The organism is Brachybacterium huguangmaarense (assembly GCF_025725725.1).
Classification (GTDB): Bacteria; Actinomycetota; Actinomycetes; order Actinomycetales; family Dermabacteraceae; genus Brachybacterium; species Brachybacterium huguangmaarense.
This window is the reverse complement of sequence record NZ_CP107020.1, coordinates 518,227-536,130: the sequence shown is the minus strand read 5'-3', so window position 1 is coordinate 536,130 and position 17,904 is coordinate 518,227. Positions and strand designations below refer to the sequence as shown.

13 protein-coding genes are annotated in these 17,904 nt (G+C 73.9%); 10 read left to right on the top strand and 3 right to left on the bottom strand.

The genetic code is table 11. From position 1 onward, the window contains the following. Window positions 1-106: 106 nt before the first annotated feature. The 3 genes from BRM3_RS02390 (at window position 107) to BRM3_RS02380 (ending at window position 6,120) form a co-directional block, all read left to right on the top strand. On the top strand, window positions 107-3,493 hold the full coding sequence (locus tag BRM3_RS02390; protein ID WP_263594511.1) for a DNA polymerase III subunit gamma and tau: 3,387 nt from the start codon (window positions 107-109) through the stop codon (window positions 3,491-3,493). A gap of 169 nt (window positions 3,494-3,662) precedes the next feature. After that, window positions 3,663-4,256 (top strand): recombination mediator RecR, encoded by a 594-nt coding sequence (recR, locus tag BRM3_RS02385; protein WP_318152431.1) that lies wholly within the window; start codon window positions 3,663-3,665, stop codon window positions 4,254-4,256. A 301-nt stretch (window positions 4,257-4,557) separates the two neighbouring features. Then, complete coding sequence (locus tag BRM3_RS02380; RefSeq protein WP_263594509.1) at window positions 4,558-6,120, top strand: hypothetical protein; 1,563 nt, start codon at window positions 4,558-4,560, stop codon at window positions 6,118-6,120. A 110-nt stretch (window positions 6,121-6,230) separates the two neighbouring features. Here BRM3_RS02380 and BRM3_RS02375 read toward each other — a convergent pair whose 3' ends face one another. Together BRM3_RS02375 and BRM3_RS02370 are read right to left on the bottom strand one after the other, a co-directional pair. Continuing rightward, the gene (locus BRM3_RS02375; RefSeq protein WP_263594508.1) at window positions 6,231-7,319 is read right to left on the bottom strand and encodes an ABC transporter permease; all 1,089 of its coding nucleotides are present in this window, start codon (window positions 7,317-7,319) and stop codon (window positions 6,231-6,233) included. Beyond that, window positions 7,319-8,554: an ABC transporter ATP-binding protein gene (locus tag BRM3_RS02370; RefSeq protein ID WP_263594507.1), complete on the bottom strand. Its 1,236-nt coding sequence runs from the start codon at window positions 8,552-8,554 to the stop codon at window positions 7,319-7,321. The genes BRM3_RS02375 and BRM3_RS02370 overlap by 1 nt, the downstream gene beginning before the upstream one ends. A gap of 344 nt (window positions 8,555-8,898) precedes the next feature. Here BRM3_RS02370 and BRM3_RS02365 point away from each other — a divergent pair, with 344 nt between their 5' ends. The 6 genes from BRM3_RS02365 to BRM3_RS02340 all read left to right on the top strand — a co-directional run bounded on the left by BRM3_RS02365 (window position 8,899) and on the right by BRM3_RS02340 (window position 15,650). Further along, on the top strand, window positions 8,899-11,118 hold the full coding sequence (locus BRM3_RS02365; RefSeq protein WP_263595374.1) for an NAD(+) synthase: 2,220 nt from the start codon (window positions 8,899-8,901) through the stop codon (window positions 11,116-11,118). Between the two features lie 224 nt (window positions 11,119-11,342). Further along, the gene (locus tag BRM3_RS02360; RefSeq protein WP_318152454.1) at window positions 11,343-12,338 is read left to right on the top strand and encodes a metal ABC transporter solute-binding protein, Zn/Mn family; all 996 of its coding nucleotides are present in this window, start codon (window positions 11,343-11,345) and stop codon (window positions 12,336-12,338) included. Next, the gene (locus BRM3_RS02355; protein ID WP_263594506.1) at window positions 12,335-13,177 is read left to right on the top strand and encodes a metal ABC transporter ATP-binding protein; all 843 of its coding nucleotides are present in this window, start codon (window positions 12,335-12,337) and stop codon (window positions 13,175-13,177) included. Before BRM3_RS02360 ends, BRM3_RS02355 begins: the two co-directional genes overlap by 4 nt. Beyond that, entirely contained in the window at window positions 13,174-14,028 is an 855-nt protein-coding gene (locus BRM3_RS02350; RefSeq protein WP_263594505.1) for a metal ABC transporter permease, read from the top strand. The genes BRM3_RS02355 and BRM3_RS02350 overlap by 4 nt, the downstream gene beginning before the upstream one ends. A 129-nt stretch (window positions 14,029-14,157) precedes the next feature. Then, window positions 14,158-14,811 carry a DedA family protein gene (locus BRM3_RS02345; RefSeq protein ID WP_263594504.1) on the top strand — a complete coding sequence of 218 codons (654 nt, stop codon included), beginning with the start codon at window positions 14,158-14,160 and terminating at the stop codon, window positions 14,809-14,811. A gap of 293 nt (window positions 14,812-15,104) precedes the next feature. Beyond that, a complete protein-coding gene (locus BRM3_RS02340; RefSeq protein WP_263594503.1) occupies window positions 15,105-15,650 on the top strand; it encodes a type 1 glutamine amidotransferase domain-containing protein in 546 nt (181 codons plus the stop codon). A gap of 107 nt (window positions 15,651-15,757) precedes the next feature. Here BRM3_RS02340 and BRM3_RS02335 read toward each other — a convergent pair whose 3' ends face one another. Then, the gene (locus BRM3_RS02335; protein ID WP_263594502.1) at window positions 15,758-16,774 is read right to left on the bottom strand and encodes a hydroxyacid dehydrogenase; all 1,017 of its coding nucleotides are present in this window, start codon (window positions 16,772-16,774) and stop codon (window positions 15,758-15,760) included. A gap of 184 nt (window positions 16,775-16,958) precedes the next feature. Here BRM3_RS02335 and BRM3_RS02330 point away from each other — a divergent pair, with 184 nt between their 5' ends. Next, on the top strand, window positions 16,959-17,666 hold the full coding sequence (locus BRM3_RS02330) for a ThuA domain-containing protein (RefSeq protein ID WP_263594501.1): 708 nt from the start codon (window positions 16,959-16,961) through the stop codon (window positions 17,664-17,666). The last annotated feature ends 238 nt before the right edge of the window (window positions 17,667-17,904 follow it).

Below are 17,904 nucleotides of genomic sequence, written 5' to 3'. Positions count from 1 at the left end.
CCCTCGACCAGTCCAACCGCCCCACCTGTCCGCGCGGCCTCCGGGTTCGCTGCGGGCGCTGTGCACGGCCGTCTCGGACGTCGGTGCCCTCCACTAGCCTGTGGGGGTGGCCACCGCTCTGTACCGTCGCTATCGCCCTGAGACCTTCGCCGATGTCATCGGCCAGGATCACGTCACGGTGCCGCTCATGCGCGCCCTGCGCCACGGGCGCATCGGCCACGCCTACCTCTTCTCCGGCCCCCGCGGCTGCGGCAAGACCACGAGCGCGCGCATCCTCGCGCGCTGCCTGAACTGCGCCGAGGGGCCGACCGACGCGCCGTGCGGCGAGTGCGACTCGTGCCGTGACCTCGCCCGCGGCGGCCCTGGCAGCCTCGACGTCGTGGAGATCGACGCCGCGAGCCACGGCGGCGTCGACGACGCGCGCGAGCTGCGGGAGCGCGCCACCTTCGCCCCGGCGCGGGACCGCTTCAAGGTGTTCATCATCGACGAGGCCCACATGGTCACGTCGGCCGGCTTCAACGCCCTGCTCAAGCTCGTCGAGGAGCCGCCCGAGCACGTGAAGTTCGTGTTCGCGACGACCGAGCCCGACAAGGTGATCGGCACCATCCGCTCGCGCACCCACCACTACCCGTTCCGCCTGATCCCGCCGCAGGTCCTCACCCCCTACCTCGAGCAGATCTGCGCGGCCGAGGACGTGCGCGTCGGCGACGGCGTGCTGCCGCTCGTGGTGCGCGCCGGCGGCGGCTCGGCGCGCGACACCCTCTCCGTGCTCGACCAGCTCATGGCCGGTGCCGGCGACGACGGGATCGACCACGCGACCGCGATCGCGCTGCTCGGCTTCACCGACACCGCCCTGCTCGACACCGCCGTCGACGCGATCGCGCGACGCGACGCCGCGGGCATGTACGGCGCCGTCGAGCAGGTGATCGCCTCGGGCCAGGAGCCGCGGCGCTTCGTCGAGGACCTCCTCGAGCGGCTGCGCGACCTGATCGTGCTGTCCGCCGTGCCCGAGCGCGGCGAGGACCTGCTGCCCCAGCATCCGGCCGACGAGCTCGCCCGCATGCGTGACCAGATCGAGGGCTTCGAGACGGCGGACCTGTCCCGCTGCGGCGACCTCGTGCACGAGACGCTCTCGACCATGTCGGGGGCCACCTCCCCGCGCGTCCACCTCGAGCTGCTCGCGGCGCGCCTCGTGCTGCGTGACGAGCGTGCGCAGGCGGCGCCGGTCGGCGCGCCCGACGCTCCGCCGCGCGGGCAGGGCGCACCGGCCGGGCGCCCCGCCGCGGGTGGCCAGGCGAGCGGACGCGATCGTGCCCGCCAGATCGCACAGGAGCAGGCCGAGGCGGCACGGCGCGCCCGTGACGGCGAGCGCGCCGGCGACGTGCGCAGCGGCACCCCGGTCTCGACAGAGACCGGCGGCCGGCCCCACCCCGCACAGCGTCCGGAGGCCCCGGGAGACCAGGCCGCCTCGAGCACTCGACCCCAGGCGGCAGATCCTCGGAGCGAGGCGGGCGATCGCAGCCCCAGCACGCAGGGGGCGCCGCGTCCCTCGGGGCCCCGCTCCGCGCCGAACACGGGTCGGCAGGACGCCCCCGCGGCGGCTCTCTCGACGGACGACGACTGGGGGCCCGTGGCGCCCATCGGCGGCCGCGCCGCCCCCCAGGAGCCTGCGTCCGCGGACGGGCGCGGTGCCGGGCCGGAGGCGTCCCGCGACGACGGTCGTGTGCAGGGTCCCGGCGCCGCGCAGTCGGGCGCGGGCGAGCAGATGGTCGATCGCGCCGCGCCGTTGCACGGCGGCGTGCTCCCGCACTCCGACGAACAGGCGGACGGCGGTTCCGGCGCCGCCGCGCCAGGCGGCGAGGGCGGCCTCGACGCCGACGAGGTCCGTGGCCACTGGTCGGCGATCCTCGACGAGCTGCAGCAGATCCGCCGTCCCACCTGGGCGCTCGTCTCGCAGAACGCCCACGTGCATGCCGCCCAGGACTCGACTCTCGTGCTCGGCTTCGCGACCGACGGGCTGCTCGCCGCGTTCCACCGCGGCACCGGCGCGGGCAATGTCGCCGACGCCGTGCGCCGGGTCATGCGACGCGAGGTGATGGTCGAGGCGGTGGTCGGGGAGAACCCCGAGGCCGGCGGCGGCCCGCAGGGACCCGACGGCCGCGGTGGCGGGGGCCGCCCGGGCGGCGGTCCTGGCGGCCGCGATGGTCGCGCCCCGCAGGGCGCAGGCCCGAGCACGCCGCGAGGTGACGCTCCTGGCCGGCCGGCGAGCGGCGCGACCGGCACAGACGGCCGCGGCCAGCAGTCGCGAGGCGGCGGCTCCGGTGCGGGCGCCCCGGCAGAGCGGCGCGGAGGAACCGCCGGCGAGCACCGCTCCGCGGCAACCTCGCCACGAGGCATGGCGGCGGGCGGCCCCGGCTTCCCGGCCGACGACGATCTCCCGCCCGAGCCCGACGACCCGTATCCGCCGGACCCCTACGAGGCTCACGCCGCCGATCCGGGCATGTCGGGGGACTGGTCGTCGGCCGCGCCGGCTCGTGACGGCTTCTCGGCGCCGGCGGACAGGTCCGCCCCCGCTGCTCGCGAGGCCCGGCCCACGGCGACCGGCGGTCGCGCCCCCGCAGACGGTGGTCAGAAAGCTACTTCCCGACGGCCGGACGCTCGCGGCCAGGCACCCGAGGCGTCAGCCGACCCCGAGGAGCACGCTGACCTGCGCGGCCCCGCCCGGAGCGGTGGCGCCGCCGGCCCGTCGACGGACGACCCCGGGTCTGCGGCCGGCGTGAGCGCGGATCGGGAGCGGCCCGCCGAGCCCGCCCCGGTGGGCGCCCCGGACCTCACCCCGATCGTCATTCCCGACGACTCTCGGGACTCCCTGCCGGACGACACCCCGCGCACGCACGGCCAGGAGGCGCTGCGCCGCGCCCTCGAGACCGGTCGTCCCGTGCGCACCGAGCCCCGCACGGGCGCCACCGCTCCCCAGGCGACCACCGCGGAGGCCCCGACGACGAGCTCCGCGGCGACAGGGGAGGGGTGGGAGAGCCGCGATGCCCCGCCCGGCTCCGTGTCCCCCGACCGCGCATCCTCGGACCGTGCGTCCTCCGACCGTGCGCAGGCCGGCCCCGCACCGTCCGGCCCCGTGTCGCCGGCGCCGGCGGACTCGGCGTCCGGAACACGTCCCTCCTCTACGTCGTCGGCCGCGGCCCGCGGCACCGCGCCCGCCCCGTCCGCACGTCCCGACAGCGGACCGCGCTCGGCGAGCCGCAGCGGCGCCGCGCTCGTGCGGGAGGCGGCGCTCGCCTCGCGCGCCGCCGGGCCGACGAACCGCTCGGGCAGCCGTGCGGTCCGACCGGGGGACGTCGAGCCGGCACCCGAGGATCCGACCGGCGGCGCCTCCCGTGACGACGAGGACGCCCAGTACACCTCGCGCCGCCCGCAGGAGATCGTCGAGCAGATGCTCGGCGGCACGGTCCTGGAGGTCATCGACGAGACCCACTGAGGCCGGAGGCCGCTGAGCTGCGCGCGGGTGGCGACCCGCGCAGGGTGCGTCACGTCGGCGGTCCGGCCGTCGGACGGCGCGCCGTGCCTCGACCCCTCCCGTCGCGCTCGCCGCGAACAGCGGGCGCCGACAGGCGGGGATGTCGGCCCTCTCGCCTAGAGTGGCAGCCGTGTACGAAGGCATCGTCCAGGACCTCATCGACGAGCTCGGCAAGCTGCCGGGCATCGGCCCCAAGTCGGCTCAGCGCATCGCGTTCCATCTGCTCGATGCGGACGAGGCGTCCGTGCGCCGTCTCGCCGAGGTGCTCGTGACCGTCAAGGAGACCGTGCGCTTCTGCGAGATCTGCGGGAACGTGTCGGCCTCGGAGACCTGCCGTATCTGCTCGGACCCGCGCCGCACCGAGGCCGTGATCTGCGTGGTCGAGGAGTCCAAGGACATCGTCGCGATCGAGCGGATCCGCGAGTTCAAGGGCCGCTACCACGTGCTCGGCGGCGCGATCGACCCGATCGGCGGCATCGGCCCCAACGATCTGCGGATCAAGGAGCTCATGGCGCGCCTCGGCTCGGGCGAGACGCAGGAGATCATCCTCGCGCTGGACCCCAACATCGAGGGGGAGGCGACCGCCTCCTACCTCTCGCGGCTGCTGCAGCCCATGGACATCACCGTCACCCGGCTGGCCTCCGGGCTCCCGGTGGGCGGCGACCTCGACTACGCCGACGAGATGACGCTCGGGCGCGCCTTCACGGGGCGCCAGACGGTCTGATCGCCGCATGACCTACGGACAGCCCGGGCCGCCGCCCCCGCCCTCCCGACCGCAGGGACAGGTGCCGGCCCGCCCCGCCCATCCGGCCACGGGCGTGCCGGGATCGCCGCCGGGCCCCCACGCGGGCGTGCCGAGCCCCCACCCGGGAATGTCGGTCTCGACGCCGCCGGGCCCGAGGGTCCCGCAGCCCGCGACGGCTGGTCCGCCTCCCGGCGCCCTGCCTCCGCACTCCGTGCCGGCCCCGCGCTCCGCACCGCCGCCGCGCTCCGTGCCGCTACCGCACCTTGCCGGGACCTATGGCATGCCGTCCCGGCCGCCGCTGCACGATCTGCCCGCCCCGCCGCGGCTGCCCGCCGATCCGCCCGCGGTCCCCTCGGAGATCCTGCTCGAGTCCCGCGCCGAGCTCACGGCGCGTCTGCGCCGCGGGTTCTGGAAGCCGGGGCTCGTCCTGCTGGCGCTGTGGCTCCTGCTCGCGATCGGCTACATCCACTCCGCCTCGCCCACGCTGTGGGCGTTCACCCCGCTCCTGCTCGCCACGGGCGGCGTGCCGCTCACGGCGGTCCTGTCCCTCGTCGGCTTCAGCCTCGGCGGCATCGTGCTCCTCCTGGTGCTCGTGCCGATCGTCGGCACCGCGCTGAGCTTCGCACTGCTCCCCGTCGCTTCGGCGGCGGCCGCCCGCGTGAACCCGCGCCGGCACCTCACGGCCGTCGGGGCGCGCCGGGCCGTGTCGACCCGCATCGCCCGCGTGCTCGTGCTGCCGCCCGTCGCGGCGATCGCCCTCCTGCTGCTGGCCGTGCTCTGCCAGGCGCCGCTGCAGTGGAAGGACCTCAGCTACGGCGCGATCGCCGGGCTCGCGGGAGGCGTCGGCCTCACGTGGGTCGCCTCCGCGATCGTGCGCCGTCTGCTCGACGTGCCCGCTCTGCTGCGGCCCCGAGACGGCGAGGTGACCCGCTCCGGGAAGTTCCGGGAGGACGCGATCGCCCAGGACCGCCGCCATCTCCCGCCGAGCGGGCCGGTCGATCCGGGGCCCGCCGTCCTCCGGTCCCTGTTCGTGACCGTGCGCTCCCTCGTGACGTGGTGGGGGCCGGTGCTGCTGCCGACCATGTGGCTCGCCTTCGGCATCGGCGATGCGGCGGTCTTCTTCACCCGGATCAGCTCGTCCCTCGACACCACCATCCGCACCGGCCTGCCCTGGCCGACCTACGCGATCGGGTTTTTGCTGCTCGCGCTCCTGCTGGCCGCGATGGCCCTCGCGCCCCTCGTCGCGATGCGGCTGGCCGAGCCGCAGCGCGCGCTCGTCACGGACCTGCGCACCGCACCGACGTGGGCCCAGCGGGCCGCCGTGAACCCGTGGGAGGTCGCGGTGTGCCGCACCACGGCCGCGATCGACACGATCGCCATGGGTGCGGCGACGGTCCTGCTCGCGATCGGGCTGGGCGTCGCGGGCACACTCGACCCGATGGCGTGGACCTGGATCACGATCGACCTCGTCGTGCTCACGCCGCTGACCTACCCGGCCGTGCTGCGCGGCATGCAGGGCGGCCTGCGCGACGTGGTCTACGGACCCGCGGGCCGGTACATGCGACGCCGCACGCCGTTCGCCCTCATCGCCCCGCCGATCGGCACGCGCACCGAGCTCGCCGCCGACCCGTTCGTGCGGGCACGCATGCGCCGGCTCGGACAGGACGAGACCGTCAAGCCCGCGGGCGGCGGCAGTGCGGGAGCCGCCGCTGCCGGCGCCGGGGCGCTCGGCGCGGACGGCTCGCTGCCGGACTTCTCGGCGGGACGGTCGCCGCGGACCCGACCCCCGGCCGCCGCCCGGGACGACATCCCCGAGGACGTCACGGAGCTCGAGGGGCGCTGAGCAGGGGCGTCGAGGTCGGTCGCTGCGTGCTGCAGGAAGAGGTAGTCATATGGTCGGCCGACTCTCTCAGAGGGCTCGGCTGACCATATGACTACCTTCTCCGGCACAGCTCACGCGATCCGCGTCCCCGCTCCCACGCGCCGCATGGGGGTGCGGATCCGCCAGGTCGCGACGGCGATGCCGCTGGCCCCCGCGACCAGGTACAGCGCCGCTCCGAAGGGCCACACCGGGATCGACGTCGGCGAGGCCAGATCCGTCGGATAGCCGGGGATGCTCGTGTCGTAGCACATGACGAAGTGCGAGGGATCGGTCGGATGGGCCAGGTAGCGCACGCCGGTGCCGATCAGGACGAGGGCGTCGACGGTGCCCGGCGAGGAGTCGACGACCCCGCTCTTCGGGATCGGCGCCATGTCGGAGACGATGACGAGGGGGTTGACCCACAGCAGCGGCAGGGTGAGGTCGGTCCGCACGATCGGCATCTGCTGGACCGACTTCTGGCAGCTCACCTCGTCGAACTCGTCGCCCCCGCCCACGGGCCCGTACTCGGCCTCGTAGACGGTCACCTCCCGCGTGGTCGACAGCATCGGCAGGGTGCACACGTAGACCACGGGCAGGATCACGGTGGTGCCGAGCACCACCAGGTAGGACAGCACCACGGAGCCCAGCTGCCGCGACGTGAGGGACGACAGCCCCACCCCGACAGCCGTGATGCACAGCGTGATGAACGCGATCGCGATGATCACCCGGGCGAGGTAGAACACCGAGTTGCCGGCGATGAGCGCGGACGGCACGATCGACGGCAGCGCCGCGACCAGGAACGCGAGGCCCGTCGCCCATCCCGCGAGGACCTTGCCCACCACGATCTCGAGCGGGGACAGGAGCGTGGCCTGCAGGGTCGCGAGGGTCCCGGCGGTGCGGTCGCCGTTGATGGCGCCCGAGGCGAGGGCCGGGATGACCAGCAGCATCGCGAAGATCAGCAGGAGGACCGAGAAGCTGAAGACGATGGCGGCGACGGTCGCCCCCGGCATCGCGCTCGACGGGTCGCCGGTCATCCACAGCATGGCGACCGTGATGAGCGCGGACATGCCCAGCAGGAACACGAACCAGATGCCGAGGGCCACGTACCAGCGGATCGAGCGCACACGCTGGCGCAGCTCGAGACCGGCGACGAGCGCGATGGCGCGGGGACGGAATCTCATCACAGGGCTCCCTTGCGGCGACCGGCGTCGGTGGACAGGTAGGCGGATTCGAGGCGGCCGGAGGCGGGGGCGAAGACGACCACCCGCGCGTCGGCGGCGACCAGGTCGGACACGAGGCGCGCGGCCTGCGACTCGTCGGACACGAGGACGACGGCCTCGGCGTGTCCGCTCACGGTGCGCTCGGCCTCGGTCACCGGGATCCCGGTGATGCCGACGTGCTCGAGCGCCGTCCGCAGGTGCGCGGCGTCGAGGGACTCGATGCGCCACGGCTGGACGCGCCGCGCGAGGTCCCGCACGCTCGACTGGTCGACGAGCGTGCCGTGGTCCATGAAGACGACGTTGTCGGCCATCTCCTCGAGCTCGGACAGGATGTGGCTCGAGATGAGCACGGTGCCGCCGGCCGCGGCGAACTCCCGCACGATGCGCTGGAGGTTGCGCCGCGAGGCCGGATCGAGGCCCGAGGCGGGCTCGTCGAGCACGAGCACCTCGGGGCGATGCATGAGGGCGCGGGCGAGGCCGAGGCGCTGCTTCTGTCCGCGCGAGAGGACGTGCGCGCGCTGCGTCGCGAGCTGCTCGAGGTCCAGCTCGGCGAGCAGCTCGGGCGTGCGCTGGGCGATCTGCTCGCGCGGCATGAAGTAGGCGCCGCCCACCACGCTGAGCACCTCCTGCACGCGCAGCGAGTCCCACGTGCCGAACTGGTCGGGCATCCACCCGACCTTCGTGCGCACGGCCGCGGCGTCGACGAGGGGGTCGATGCCGCAGATCCGGACCGTGCCGGAGTCGGGGGCGAGCAGCGAGGCGAGCATGAGCATGAGCGTCGACTTGCCGCAGCCGTTCGGGCCGACGAGCGCGGTCACGGCCCCGCGCGGGGCGACGAGGCTCATGCCGGCGACCGCCTGCACTGCGCCGAAGGCCCGCGAGACCCGGTCCACGACGATGCCGGGCTCCTGCGGCGTCTGCGGGGACGCCCCCGGCGCTGCCGGAGTTCCGGGGGCGGCCTCGGCGCCGGCGGTCCAGGCGCCGGGCGGCGTGGGGACCTGCGGGCGCGGACCGGCCAGGCCCGGCGTCGGCGCCACCTCGCGTGGAGGCTCCTGCGGGTTGTGCCCGGCGGGGTTCTGCGCGTCGGCGCGTCCGGAGGGGCCGTGATCGCCCGTCGGCGGCTGCGGCGAGTACGCGTAGTCGCGGCACACCCGCTGCCCCGCCTGCTCGGGGTGCATCGGATCCTGCGTCGTCATGGGAGTCCCCTCAGGTCGAGTCGTGGCGCGGCTCTGCGGCATCCGCCGGTCGCCGCGGGCGGCGCCCTCGACGCATCGTGTCACACGACACGTCCTGCCCGGCGCGCAACCCGGGAAGAACCGGGGGAGAGACCGAGAAGAGCTTGTGGAGGAGATGGTGGAGGCGACGGAGCCGACCGTGCCCGGCCCCGGCGTGGTGCCCGGCGTGCCCGGCGCTATCCCTGCCGCCCCGGCCCTGCCGCCCCTGGGCGTGACGCCCGGGCGAGACACCCACCGCTCCCGCCCCGGGGACGTGCCCCCAGTACCCTGAGGTCGTGACCACCACCCCGGACTCCGAGGGCGCCGTGCGGCCCGTCCCGCCGACCGGTCCCCACCCGTCGACCTCGATCTACGACCACGGCTTCGTGCGCGTCGCCGCCGTCACCCTGCCGGTGGCCCTCGCGGATCCCGCGAGCAACGCCCAGCGCCACCTGGAGGTCCTGCGCGACCTGCAGCCGCAGCACGTCGGGCTCGCCGTCTTCCCCGAGCTCTCCCTGACCGGCTACAGCCTCGACGACCTCGTGCTCGCCGAGCCGCTGCTCGACGCGGTCGAGGCAGCGCTCGGCACCCTCGTCGAGGCCAGCCGCGAGCTGTTCCCCCTGATCGTGGTCGGCGCCCCCGTGCGATGGCGCCACCGGGTCTACAACGCGGCCGTCATGATCCACCGCGGACGCATCATCGCCGCGGTGCCCAAGGCCAACCTGCCCACCTACCGCGAGTTCTACGAGCGGCGCTGGTACGCGCCGGGCGACGACGTGATCGGCCAGACCCTCACCCTGCGCGGCGCGGGCGCGGCGGGGGAGCGCGTGCCCTTCGGCGTGCGCCAGCTGGTCGCGGTCGACGACGTGCCGGGACTCGTGGTCCACATCGAGATCTGCGAGGACATGTGGGTGCCCGTGCCGCCCTCGGCCGAGGCCGCGCTCGCCGGCGCCACCGTGCTCGTCAACCTGTCCGGGTCGCCCATCACCATCGGCCGGGCCGCCGATCGGCAGCTGCTGGCCCGCAGCGCCGCGAGCCGCTGCCTCGCCGCCTATGCGTACGCGGCGGCGGGGGAGGGCGAGTCCACGACCGACCTGGCCTGGGACGGGCAGACCTTCGTGTACGAGTGCGGGGACCTGCTGGGCGAGTCCCCGCGGTTCCCGCGCGGCTCCGCGGCCACGATCGTGGACGTCGACCTCGACCGCATCGTCGGCGAGCGTCGGCGCCAGGGCACGTTCGACGACAACCGGCGCACCCTGGGCGCCGACCAGGACGTCATGACCCATCACGCGCTGCTGCTGGCGCACGAGCCGGGCGGGGCCCAGGTCGACCCGGGCGTCTCGACCGACGACGGCCCGAACGTCGGACACCTCGAGCACCACGAGGTCAGCCGCGAGCGACCGGCTCTGGAGACCGGGCCGCTGCGCCGCCCGCAGGACCGCTTCCCCTTCGTGCCCGACGACCCGGCGCTGCTGGCCCAGGACTGCTACGAGGCCTACTCCATCCAGGTCGCGGGCCTCGTGCGGCGCCTGCAGCAGATCGGCGGGGACCGCCCGGGCGGCTCGCGCCCGGTGATCGGCGTCTCCGGCGGCCTGGACTCGACCCATGCGCTGATCGTGTGCGCGCGTGCGATGGACCTGCTGGGGCGGGACCGCTCCGAGATCCTCGCCTACACGATGCCCGGCTTCGCGACGACCGAGAAGACGCGCTCGAACGCGGAGCTGCTGGCGCGGGCCCTCGGCGCGAGCTTCGAGACCATCGACATCCGCCCCACGTGCCTGCAGATGCTGCGGGACATGCACCATCCCGCCGGCGACGGCGAACCGGTCTACGACGTGACCTTCGAGAACGTCCAGGCCGGCGTGCGGTACGACTACCTGTTCCGTCTGGCCAACCAGCGCCGCGGGATCGTGGTGGGGACGGGTGACCTGTCCGAGCTCGCCCTGGGGTGGTGCACGTACGGCGTGGGCGACCACATGTCCCACTACACCGTGAACTCGGGCGTGCCCAAGACCCTCATGCAGCACCTGATCCGCTGGGTCATCAGCGAGGGGATCTTCGACGCGGCGACCGGCGAGGTGCTGCAAGCCGTGCTGGACACCGAGATCACCCCCGAGCTGATCCCTCACCAGGAGGGCACGAAGGCGCAGTCCACCGAGGACTCGATCGGGCCCTACGCCCTGCACGACTTCACGCTCTACCACGTGCTGCGGCGCGGCTACGGCCCCGCCAAGATCGCCTACCTCGCCCATCAGGCCTGGGGCGACGTCGACCTCGGGGACTGGCCCTCGGGGTACCCCGTCGAGGACCGGCGCGCCTACTCGCGCGGCGAGATCAAGCACTGGCTCGAGGTCTTCGTGCGGCGGTTCTTCGCCAACCAGTTCAAGCGCTCGGCGATCCCCAACGGGCCCAAGGTGCTCGCGGGCGGCTCGCTCTCCCCGCGAGGGGACTGGCGCATGCCCTCGGACGCCGCGGCCGCGGCCTGGCTCGCCCAGATCGAGCAGGATGTGCCGGGCGACGACGGGGAGGCCCCCGGCGACAGCTGACCGGGCCGGGCGGGTCGGGCATGACCGGGCTGGCCAGCCCCCGCAGACGTGACCGGGCCGACGGGACGGGGCCGGGTGAGCGCGACGGGACCGGACTGGCCGGAAGCGCCCGCCCCGGCCCCCCGGTGCCCCTTGCGCTGACGACTGTCATCGATCAGACACGGACGGCACCCTGCCGTGGTCTCAACATCGTTTGAGAATGAGTATCATAAGGGTTGCGCGCGGTGGTCCTCGCCGCGCACACGTTCGTCCAGAAAGCTGCCCTGATGAGAAGAAGAGCATTCCTCCTGTCCACCGCCTCGGCCGCCGTCGGGCTCACGCTCGCCGCGTGCTCCTCGGGTGAGTCGTCCTCGACCGCGTCCGGCTCGTCCGACGCCGGGGGAGCGAGCGACGGCGGAGGCTCCGGCTCGGGGATCACCGTCGTGGCGTCCACCAACGTGTGGGGCGACCTCGCCGCCACCGTCGGCGGGGAGCAGGTCGACGTGACCTCCCTGATCTCCAACCCGGACGCCGACCCGCACGAGTACGAGGCGTCCACCCGCAACCAGCTCGCCCTGTCCAAGGCCGCGATCGTCATCGAGAACGGCGGCGGCTACGACGACTTCATCGACCGCATGCTCACCTCGGCCAAGAACACCTCGGCCACCGTGCTCAACGCCGTCGACATCTCGGGCTACACCGCCGGCGCCGGCGAGGAGCTCAACGAGCACGTCTGGTACGACTTCCCGACCGTCAAGAAGGTCGTCGACGCGATCGCCGACGCCCTCGGCGCGGCGGACGCCGCGCACAAGGACACCTTCACGGCGAACGCGCAGGCCCTCAACGCCAAGATCGACGAGCTGGTCCAGACCGAGGCCGACCTCAAGGCGAGCGACAACGGCAAGTCCGTCGCGATCACCGAGCCCGTGCCGCTCTACATGCTCGACGCGATCGGGCTCGTCAACAAGACGCCCGAGGAGTTCAGCGAGGCCATCGAGGAGGGCGACGACGTCCCCGCCGCCGTCCTCAACGACACCCTCACGCTGTTCACCGACAAGTCCGTGGACCTCCTGGCCTACAACGAGCAGACCGCCGGGCCGCAGACCGACGCCGTGCTCAAGGCCGCGAAGGACAACGGCGTGCCCGTCGTCGGCGTGACCGAGACCCTGCCCGAGGGCAAGGACTACGTGACCTGGATGAGCGACAACCTCAGCGCCATCGGCGACGCGCTCGGCAAGTGAGCGGGACCGAGTCCGCCGAGGCGGTCCTGTCGCTGCGCTCGGCGACGCTCCGCTTCGGCGAGCGCACCCTGTGGCACGGCCTGGACCTCGACGTGCATCGCGGTGAGGTGATCGCCGTGCTGGGGGCCAACGGCTCCGGGAAGTCGTCGCTGCTCAAGACGATCCTCGGACAGCAGCCGCTGACCTCCGGCACGGTCCGGTTCCTCGGGGCGCCCGTGCGCCGCGGCGACCGGCGCATCGGCTACGTGCCCCAGCAGACGCTCGCCGACGAGGGGGTGCCGCTGCGGGGCCGCGACCTCGTCGGGCTCGGCATCGACGGCCATCGCTGGGGTCTGCCGCTGCCCTCGCGCACGCGGCGCGCCCGCATCGAGGGGTTGCTCGAGGCGGTCGGGGCGCAGCGCTACGCCGACGCGCCCGTCGGCACCCTCTCGGGCGGCGAGCAGCAGCGCCTGCGCATCGCCCAGGCACTCGCCGCCGACCCCTCGCTGCTGCTGTGCGACGAGCCGCTCTTGTCGCTCGACCTCACCCATCAGCGCATGGTCGTCGACCTCGTCGACGACGCCCGGCGCCAGCTCGACCTGGGCGTCCTGTTCGTCACCCACGACATCAACCCCGTGCTCGACGCCGTCGACCGCGTGCTCTACATCGCGGGCGCCCGGTTCCGCATCGGCACGCCCGACGAGGTCCTGCGCTCGGACGTGCTCTCCGACCTGTACGGCGCGCCCGTGGACGTGATCCGCCATCGTGGGCGCGTGCTCGTGGTGGGAGCACCCGACCACGTGCCCCACCACGCGGACGACGCGCCGGACCCGCTCGCCACGACGGGAGGAGGGCGATGACCGCCGCGGAGCTCTCGGACTACCTGTCCCGCATCATCGACTTCTCCGACTACGGCGAGCTGCTGCCGCTCCTGCGCAACTCGATCATCGCGTGCGTCGCGCTGGGCCTCGTCGGCGGCCTGATCGGCGTGTTCGTGACGATGCGGGACATGGCCTTCGCCGTGCACGGCATCAGCGAGCTGTCCTTCGCGGGGGCCTCGGCCGGGCTGCTGCTGGGCATCGGGGTGGTCCCCGGGTCGCTCATCGGCTCGCTGCTCGCAGCGCTCGCGATCGGCGCGCTCGGCTCCCGGGCCCGCGACCGCAACTCGATCACGGCGGTGCTCATGCCCTTCGGGCTCGGGCTCGGCATCCTGTGCCTTGCCCTGTACCAGGGGCGCGCGGCGAACAAGTTCGGGCTGCTCACGGGCCAGATCGTCGCGATCGACACCCCGCGGATCACGTCGCTCGTGATCATCGTGGTGATCGTGATCGTCGCCCTGCTCGCGCTGTGGCGTCCCCTCCTGTTCGCGTCGACCGACCCGGCCGTCGCCGCGGCGCGCGGGGTGCGGACGGGCGCGCTGTCGATCGCGTTCATGCTCCTGCTGGGACTCGCGGTCGCGGTGTCGGTGCAGATCGTGGGCGCGCTGCTCGTGCTGTCGCTGCTCGTCACACCCGCCGCGGCCGCCCGCTGGATCACCGCCTCGCCGCTCACCATGTGTCTGCTGAGCGTGGTCTTCGCGCTCACGGCCTCGGTGGGCGGGGTGCTGCTGGCCGCGGGCAGCTCGGTGCCCATCAGCCCGTACATCACGACGATCTCGTTCCTCCTCTACGGGGTGTGCCGGGTCGTCGCCCGGGTGCGCAGGAGCAGGTAGGGCGTGCGGGGACCGCGGGGATCACGTGAGCGGTGTGCCACCTGGACTGGCCCCCGCGCGCCGGCGCAGAGCACCATGGACGGGGCCGCACGCCACCGGCCGCCGCTTCCCGAGCCGAACAGGACTTCCATGGACCTCATCCACCTGCTGATGGACCCGGCCCAGCTGCTGGAGCGCTTCGGGGACGCCTTCTGGTGGCTCTCGCACGTCATCGTGTTCATCGAGTGCGGGCTGTTCTTCCCGATCCTGCCGGGCGACTCGCTGCTGTTCGCGGTCGGGATGTTCTCCCACTCGGGCCAGCTCCATCAGCCCCTCGGGCTGTCGCTCGTCACGCTCATGATCGCCGCGGTCGCCGGCAACGTCGTCGGCTACGAGATCGGCCGCGCCGCCGGGCACCGGCTGTACGAGCGCGACGGCCGCATCATCAAGCGCAAGTACTTCGACCAGACCATCGCGTTCTTCGACAAGTACGGGCGCCGTGCCCTCGTGATCGGGCGTTTCGTGCCGGTCGTGCGCACCTTCATCACCGTGGTCGCGGGCGTCGGGCAGATGCCCCGCCGCGTGTTCTTCACGTGGTCGGCCGTGGGCGCGGTGCTGTGGGTCGTGCTCATCACGGTCCTCGGGTACTTCCTGGGCGGTGTCTCCGCGATCCGCGACAACCTCGAGATCGCCGTGCTGCTGATCGTCGCGCTGTCGGTGATCCCCATGGCGATCGAGGGGCTGCGCGCCTGGAGGAAGAGCCGCCGCGAGCAGGACCGCGCCTCGACCGGCAGCAAGGCCTGAGACCTGCTGCAGCTGACCGGCTCCTCGGGGCGAGCGGCAGGACGTGGTCGGAAAAGGTAGTCATATGGTCAGCCGAGTCCCTCACGGTGGCCGCTCGACCATATGACTACCTTCTCCTGCACCCTCCCCGCCCGCACGGAGGTCCTCGACCTGCTGGTCGACCCCTTGGGCCGGCACGGGGACTCTGGTTACGGTGGAAGCGACGCCCCGGACACCTCGGGGCCCACCGATGCGCGCCGCCCGGGCCCGGCCACGAGCCCGCCGGAGCGGCGCCCGAGCACAGGAGGTCCACCATGGCTGAACTGACCGGTCGCACCATCGCCCTCGTCGCCACCCGCGGCGTGGAGGAGCCCGAGCTCGCCCAGCCGCTCTCCGCCCTCTCGGACGCGGGGGCGACCGTGCGGCTGCTCTCCCCCGAGCAGGGCACCATCACCGCTCTGCAGGGGGACTGGGACCGCGGCCGCGACTTCGAGGTCGACGGGCCCGTCGCCGGCGCGAGCGCGGCGGACTACGACGCCGTCGTGCTGCCGGGCGGCACCCTCAACGCCGACGCCCTGCGCGTCGACACGGACGTGGTGCGCTTCGTGCAGGAGTTCGCGAGCGCCGGCAAGCCGATCGCCGCGATCTGCCACGCCCCGTGGATCCTCATCGAGGCGGGGCTCGTCGAGGGCACGCGCCTGACCAGCTACACCTCGCTGCGCAGCGACCTCGAGAACGCCGGCGCCCAGTGGGTCGACGAGCAGGTCGTGACCGACGGCGGGATCACCACGAGCCGCAACCCCGGCGACCTCGACGCCTTCAACGCCGAGATCATCGCCCGGGTGAGCGCCCGGGGCTGACGCGCCGGGCAACGGGCTGTGTCGGGGCCGGGAGGCGCGGTACCGCAACCCCTGCGCCTCCTGCCCCGTGCCCGTCGTGCTCCTGCCGCTGACCTCCCGCCCCGGCGTCAGGCCCGGCCCCCGTACTCCTCCGGTCCGAACTCGCCCGCGACGGGCCGCCCCGCCAGGAAGGCGGCGACATCGTCCACGGCGCCGTCGCCCAGGCGGTGCAGCTCACGCCCCATCGACCCTGCCAGGTGCGGGAACAGCTCGACGTTGGGCAGCGTCCACAGCGGCGAGTCGGGGTGGGGGAGCTCGGGATCGGTGACGTCGAGGACGGCGCTGATCCGGCCCGTGCGGAGCTCGGCGATCAGGGCGTCCTCGTCGCAGATCGCGCCGCGTGCGGTGTTGATGAAGGTGGCGCCGTCTGTGATCCTCGCGAAGTCCTGCGCGCCCAGCATGTGACGGGTGCGCGGCGTGGAGGCCGAGTGCAGGGAGATCACGTCCGAGGTGGAGAGCACCTCCTCCCGGCTCGCGGCCCGCACCCCGAGCGCGCTCGCCTCGGCAGCGGTCAGGTGGGCGGAGTCGACGAGCACAGTGCAGGCGAAGGGCCGGAGCAGCTCGATGACGCGCCGGGAGATCCGCGACAGGCCGATGATGCCGATCGTCGCGCCGTAGAGCCCGATGGTCCGGTACGCGGGGCCCGTGAGGTCCGGCCTCGCGTGCTCACGGCGGTAGTCGTCCCGGGCCCGGAAGGCGTTCTTGGCGGCCAGGATGATCATGGCCAGGGTGAACTCGGCGACGGGCTCGGCGTTGAGCTGGGTCTGCGAGCTCACGCGGACGCCGTGGTCGAAGACCTCCGGGCCCGCCACCCCGCGCACGGATCCGCCCGCATGGGTCAGCAGCCGCAGGCGGGGCAGGGCGCCGGCGGCGAGCAGGGCGTCGACCGGCCCCGTCTCCCACCCGGTCACGAGCACGTCGGCGCGGCGCAGCAGGGCGAGGCTCTCGTGCGTCGCGTGCGCGGCGGGGTCCGAGTCGAGCACGACCTCGCCCAGGTCCCGCAGACGCCGGACGGCGGCGGGGTCGAAGAACCGGTCGCGATAGTCGTCGAGCACGGAGAGGACGATCGTGGGGCGGTCGGTCACGGGCACTCCTCGGTCGGTCGCGACGCCGGTGCAGGCCGCCGCGTGGGTGGACCGACAGCTCCCTGAAAGCTTCCTCGGGGACGATCGCCGCAGGTCAGGCGGGTGACTGCGATACTAGACCAGGGCCGCAGCGACGGCTCGGTGGTCGAGCGGCCCGCGCGCGGCCCGAAGGGAGGACAGAGCGATGACGTCGAGCCCGGAGGCCCGGCCACGGGTGCTCGTCCTGGCGGGGCGGGGCCGCTACGAGGACCCCTGGCACGACCACGCGGCGACCTCGCACCTGCTGGCCCGCCTGTTCGAGACCCACGGCCTCGAGGCCACGGTCGCCTCCCTGTTCCCGAGCACGGCCGAGCTGATCGCGGCCCGGACGCACGACCTCCTCGTGGTCAACGGCGGCACGGGGCGCGTCGACCCCGAGTTCGACGGGACGGACGAGGACTGGCAGCCGTTCCACCGCGCGCTCCACGACCACGTCTTCTCCGGCGCCCCGCTGCTCGCCCACCACCAGGGCATCAACGCGTTCCTGGACGATCCCGCGTGGCCGCGCATCATCGGCGGCCGCTGGGTGCGCGGCACGACCTACCATCCCCCGCGGTCGCCGGCCCTCTTCCGCGTGGTCCCGGGCGCGCACCCCCTCACCGAGGGGCTCGCCGACATCCCCGTCGACGACGAGCGGTACACGCTGCTGGCCCCCGAGGACGGGGTCGTCGTCACCACGACCCAGCTCGAGGCGGGCGTCGAGCATCCGACCAGCTGGGTGAACACGGCGGGCGGCGTGCGCACGGTCTACGACTCCCTGGGCCACGACGCGCGGGCGTTCGAGTCCCCCGAGCGGGTGGCGCTGCTCCTGCACGAGGTGAACTGGCTGCTGGGACGTCCCCTCGACGCGTGAGCCGCGCCGGGACTGCACCGTCCCCGGCACACGCCGCGCCCTCTCGCCGCAGCCCCGCCCCGGTCCCGCATGCCGAACCGCGGCCGGGGGTCCCGCGCCCCCGCTCGTAGACTGAGCGCGGTGGTCTCTGCGCGGACCACCGGGCCCGGCGCGCTCGGGCTCACCCGAGTCACCGGGGCCCGGCAGCACCCGGCCCCGCTCCGGGTCGGCGAGCGGACGGCGTCCGCCACGGCCCGGA

Bases quoted from the DNA above. Each gene is read 5' to 3' on its own strand.
- BRM3_RS02375 (WP_263594508.1), bottom strand. From the start codon at position 7,319: ATGAGATTCCGTCCCCGCGCCATCGCGCTCGTCGCCGGTCTCGAGCTG.
- BRM3_RS02330 (WP_263594501.1), top strand. From the start codon at position 16,959: ATGACGTCGAGCCCGGAGGCCCGGCCACGGGTGCTCGTCCTGGCGGGG.
- BRM3_RS02345 (WP_263594504.1), top strand. From the start codon at position 14,158: ATGGACCTCATCCACCTGCTGATGGACCCGGCCCAGCTGCTGGAGCGC.
- BRM3_RS02370 (WP_263594507.1), bottom strand. From the start codon at position 8,554: ATGACGACGCAGGATCCGATGCACCCCGAGCAGGCGGGGCAGCGGGTG.
- BRM3_RS02340 (WP_263594503.1), top strand. From the start codon at position 15,105: ATGGCTGAACTGACCGGTCGCACCATCGCCCTCGTCGCCACCCGCGGC.
- BRM3_RS02380 (WP_263594509.1), top strand. From the start codon at position 4,558: ATGCCGTCCCGGCCGCCGCTGCACGATCTGCCCGCCCCGCCGCGGCTG.
- BRM3_RS02350 (WP_263594505.1), top strand. From the start codon at position 13,174: ATGACCGCCGCGGAGCTCTCGGACTACCTGTCCCGCATCATCGACTTC.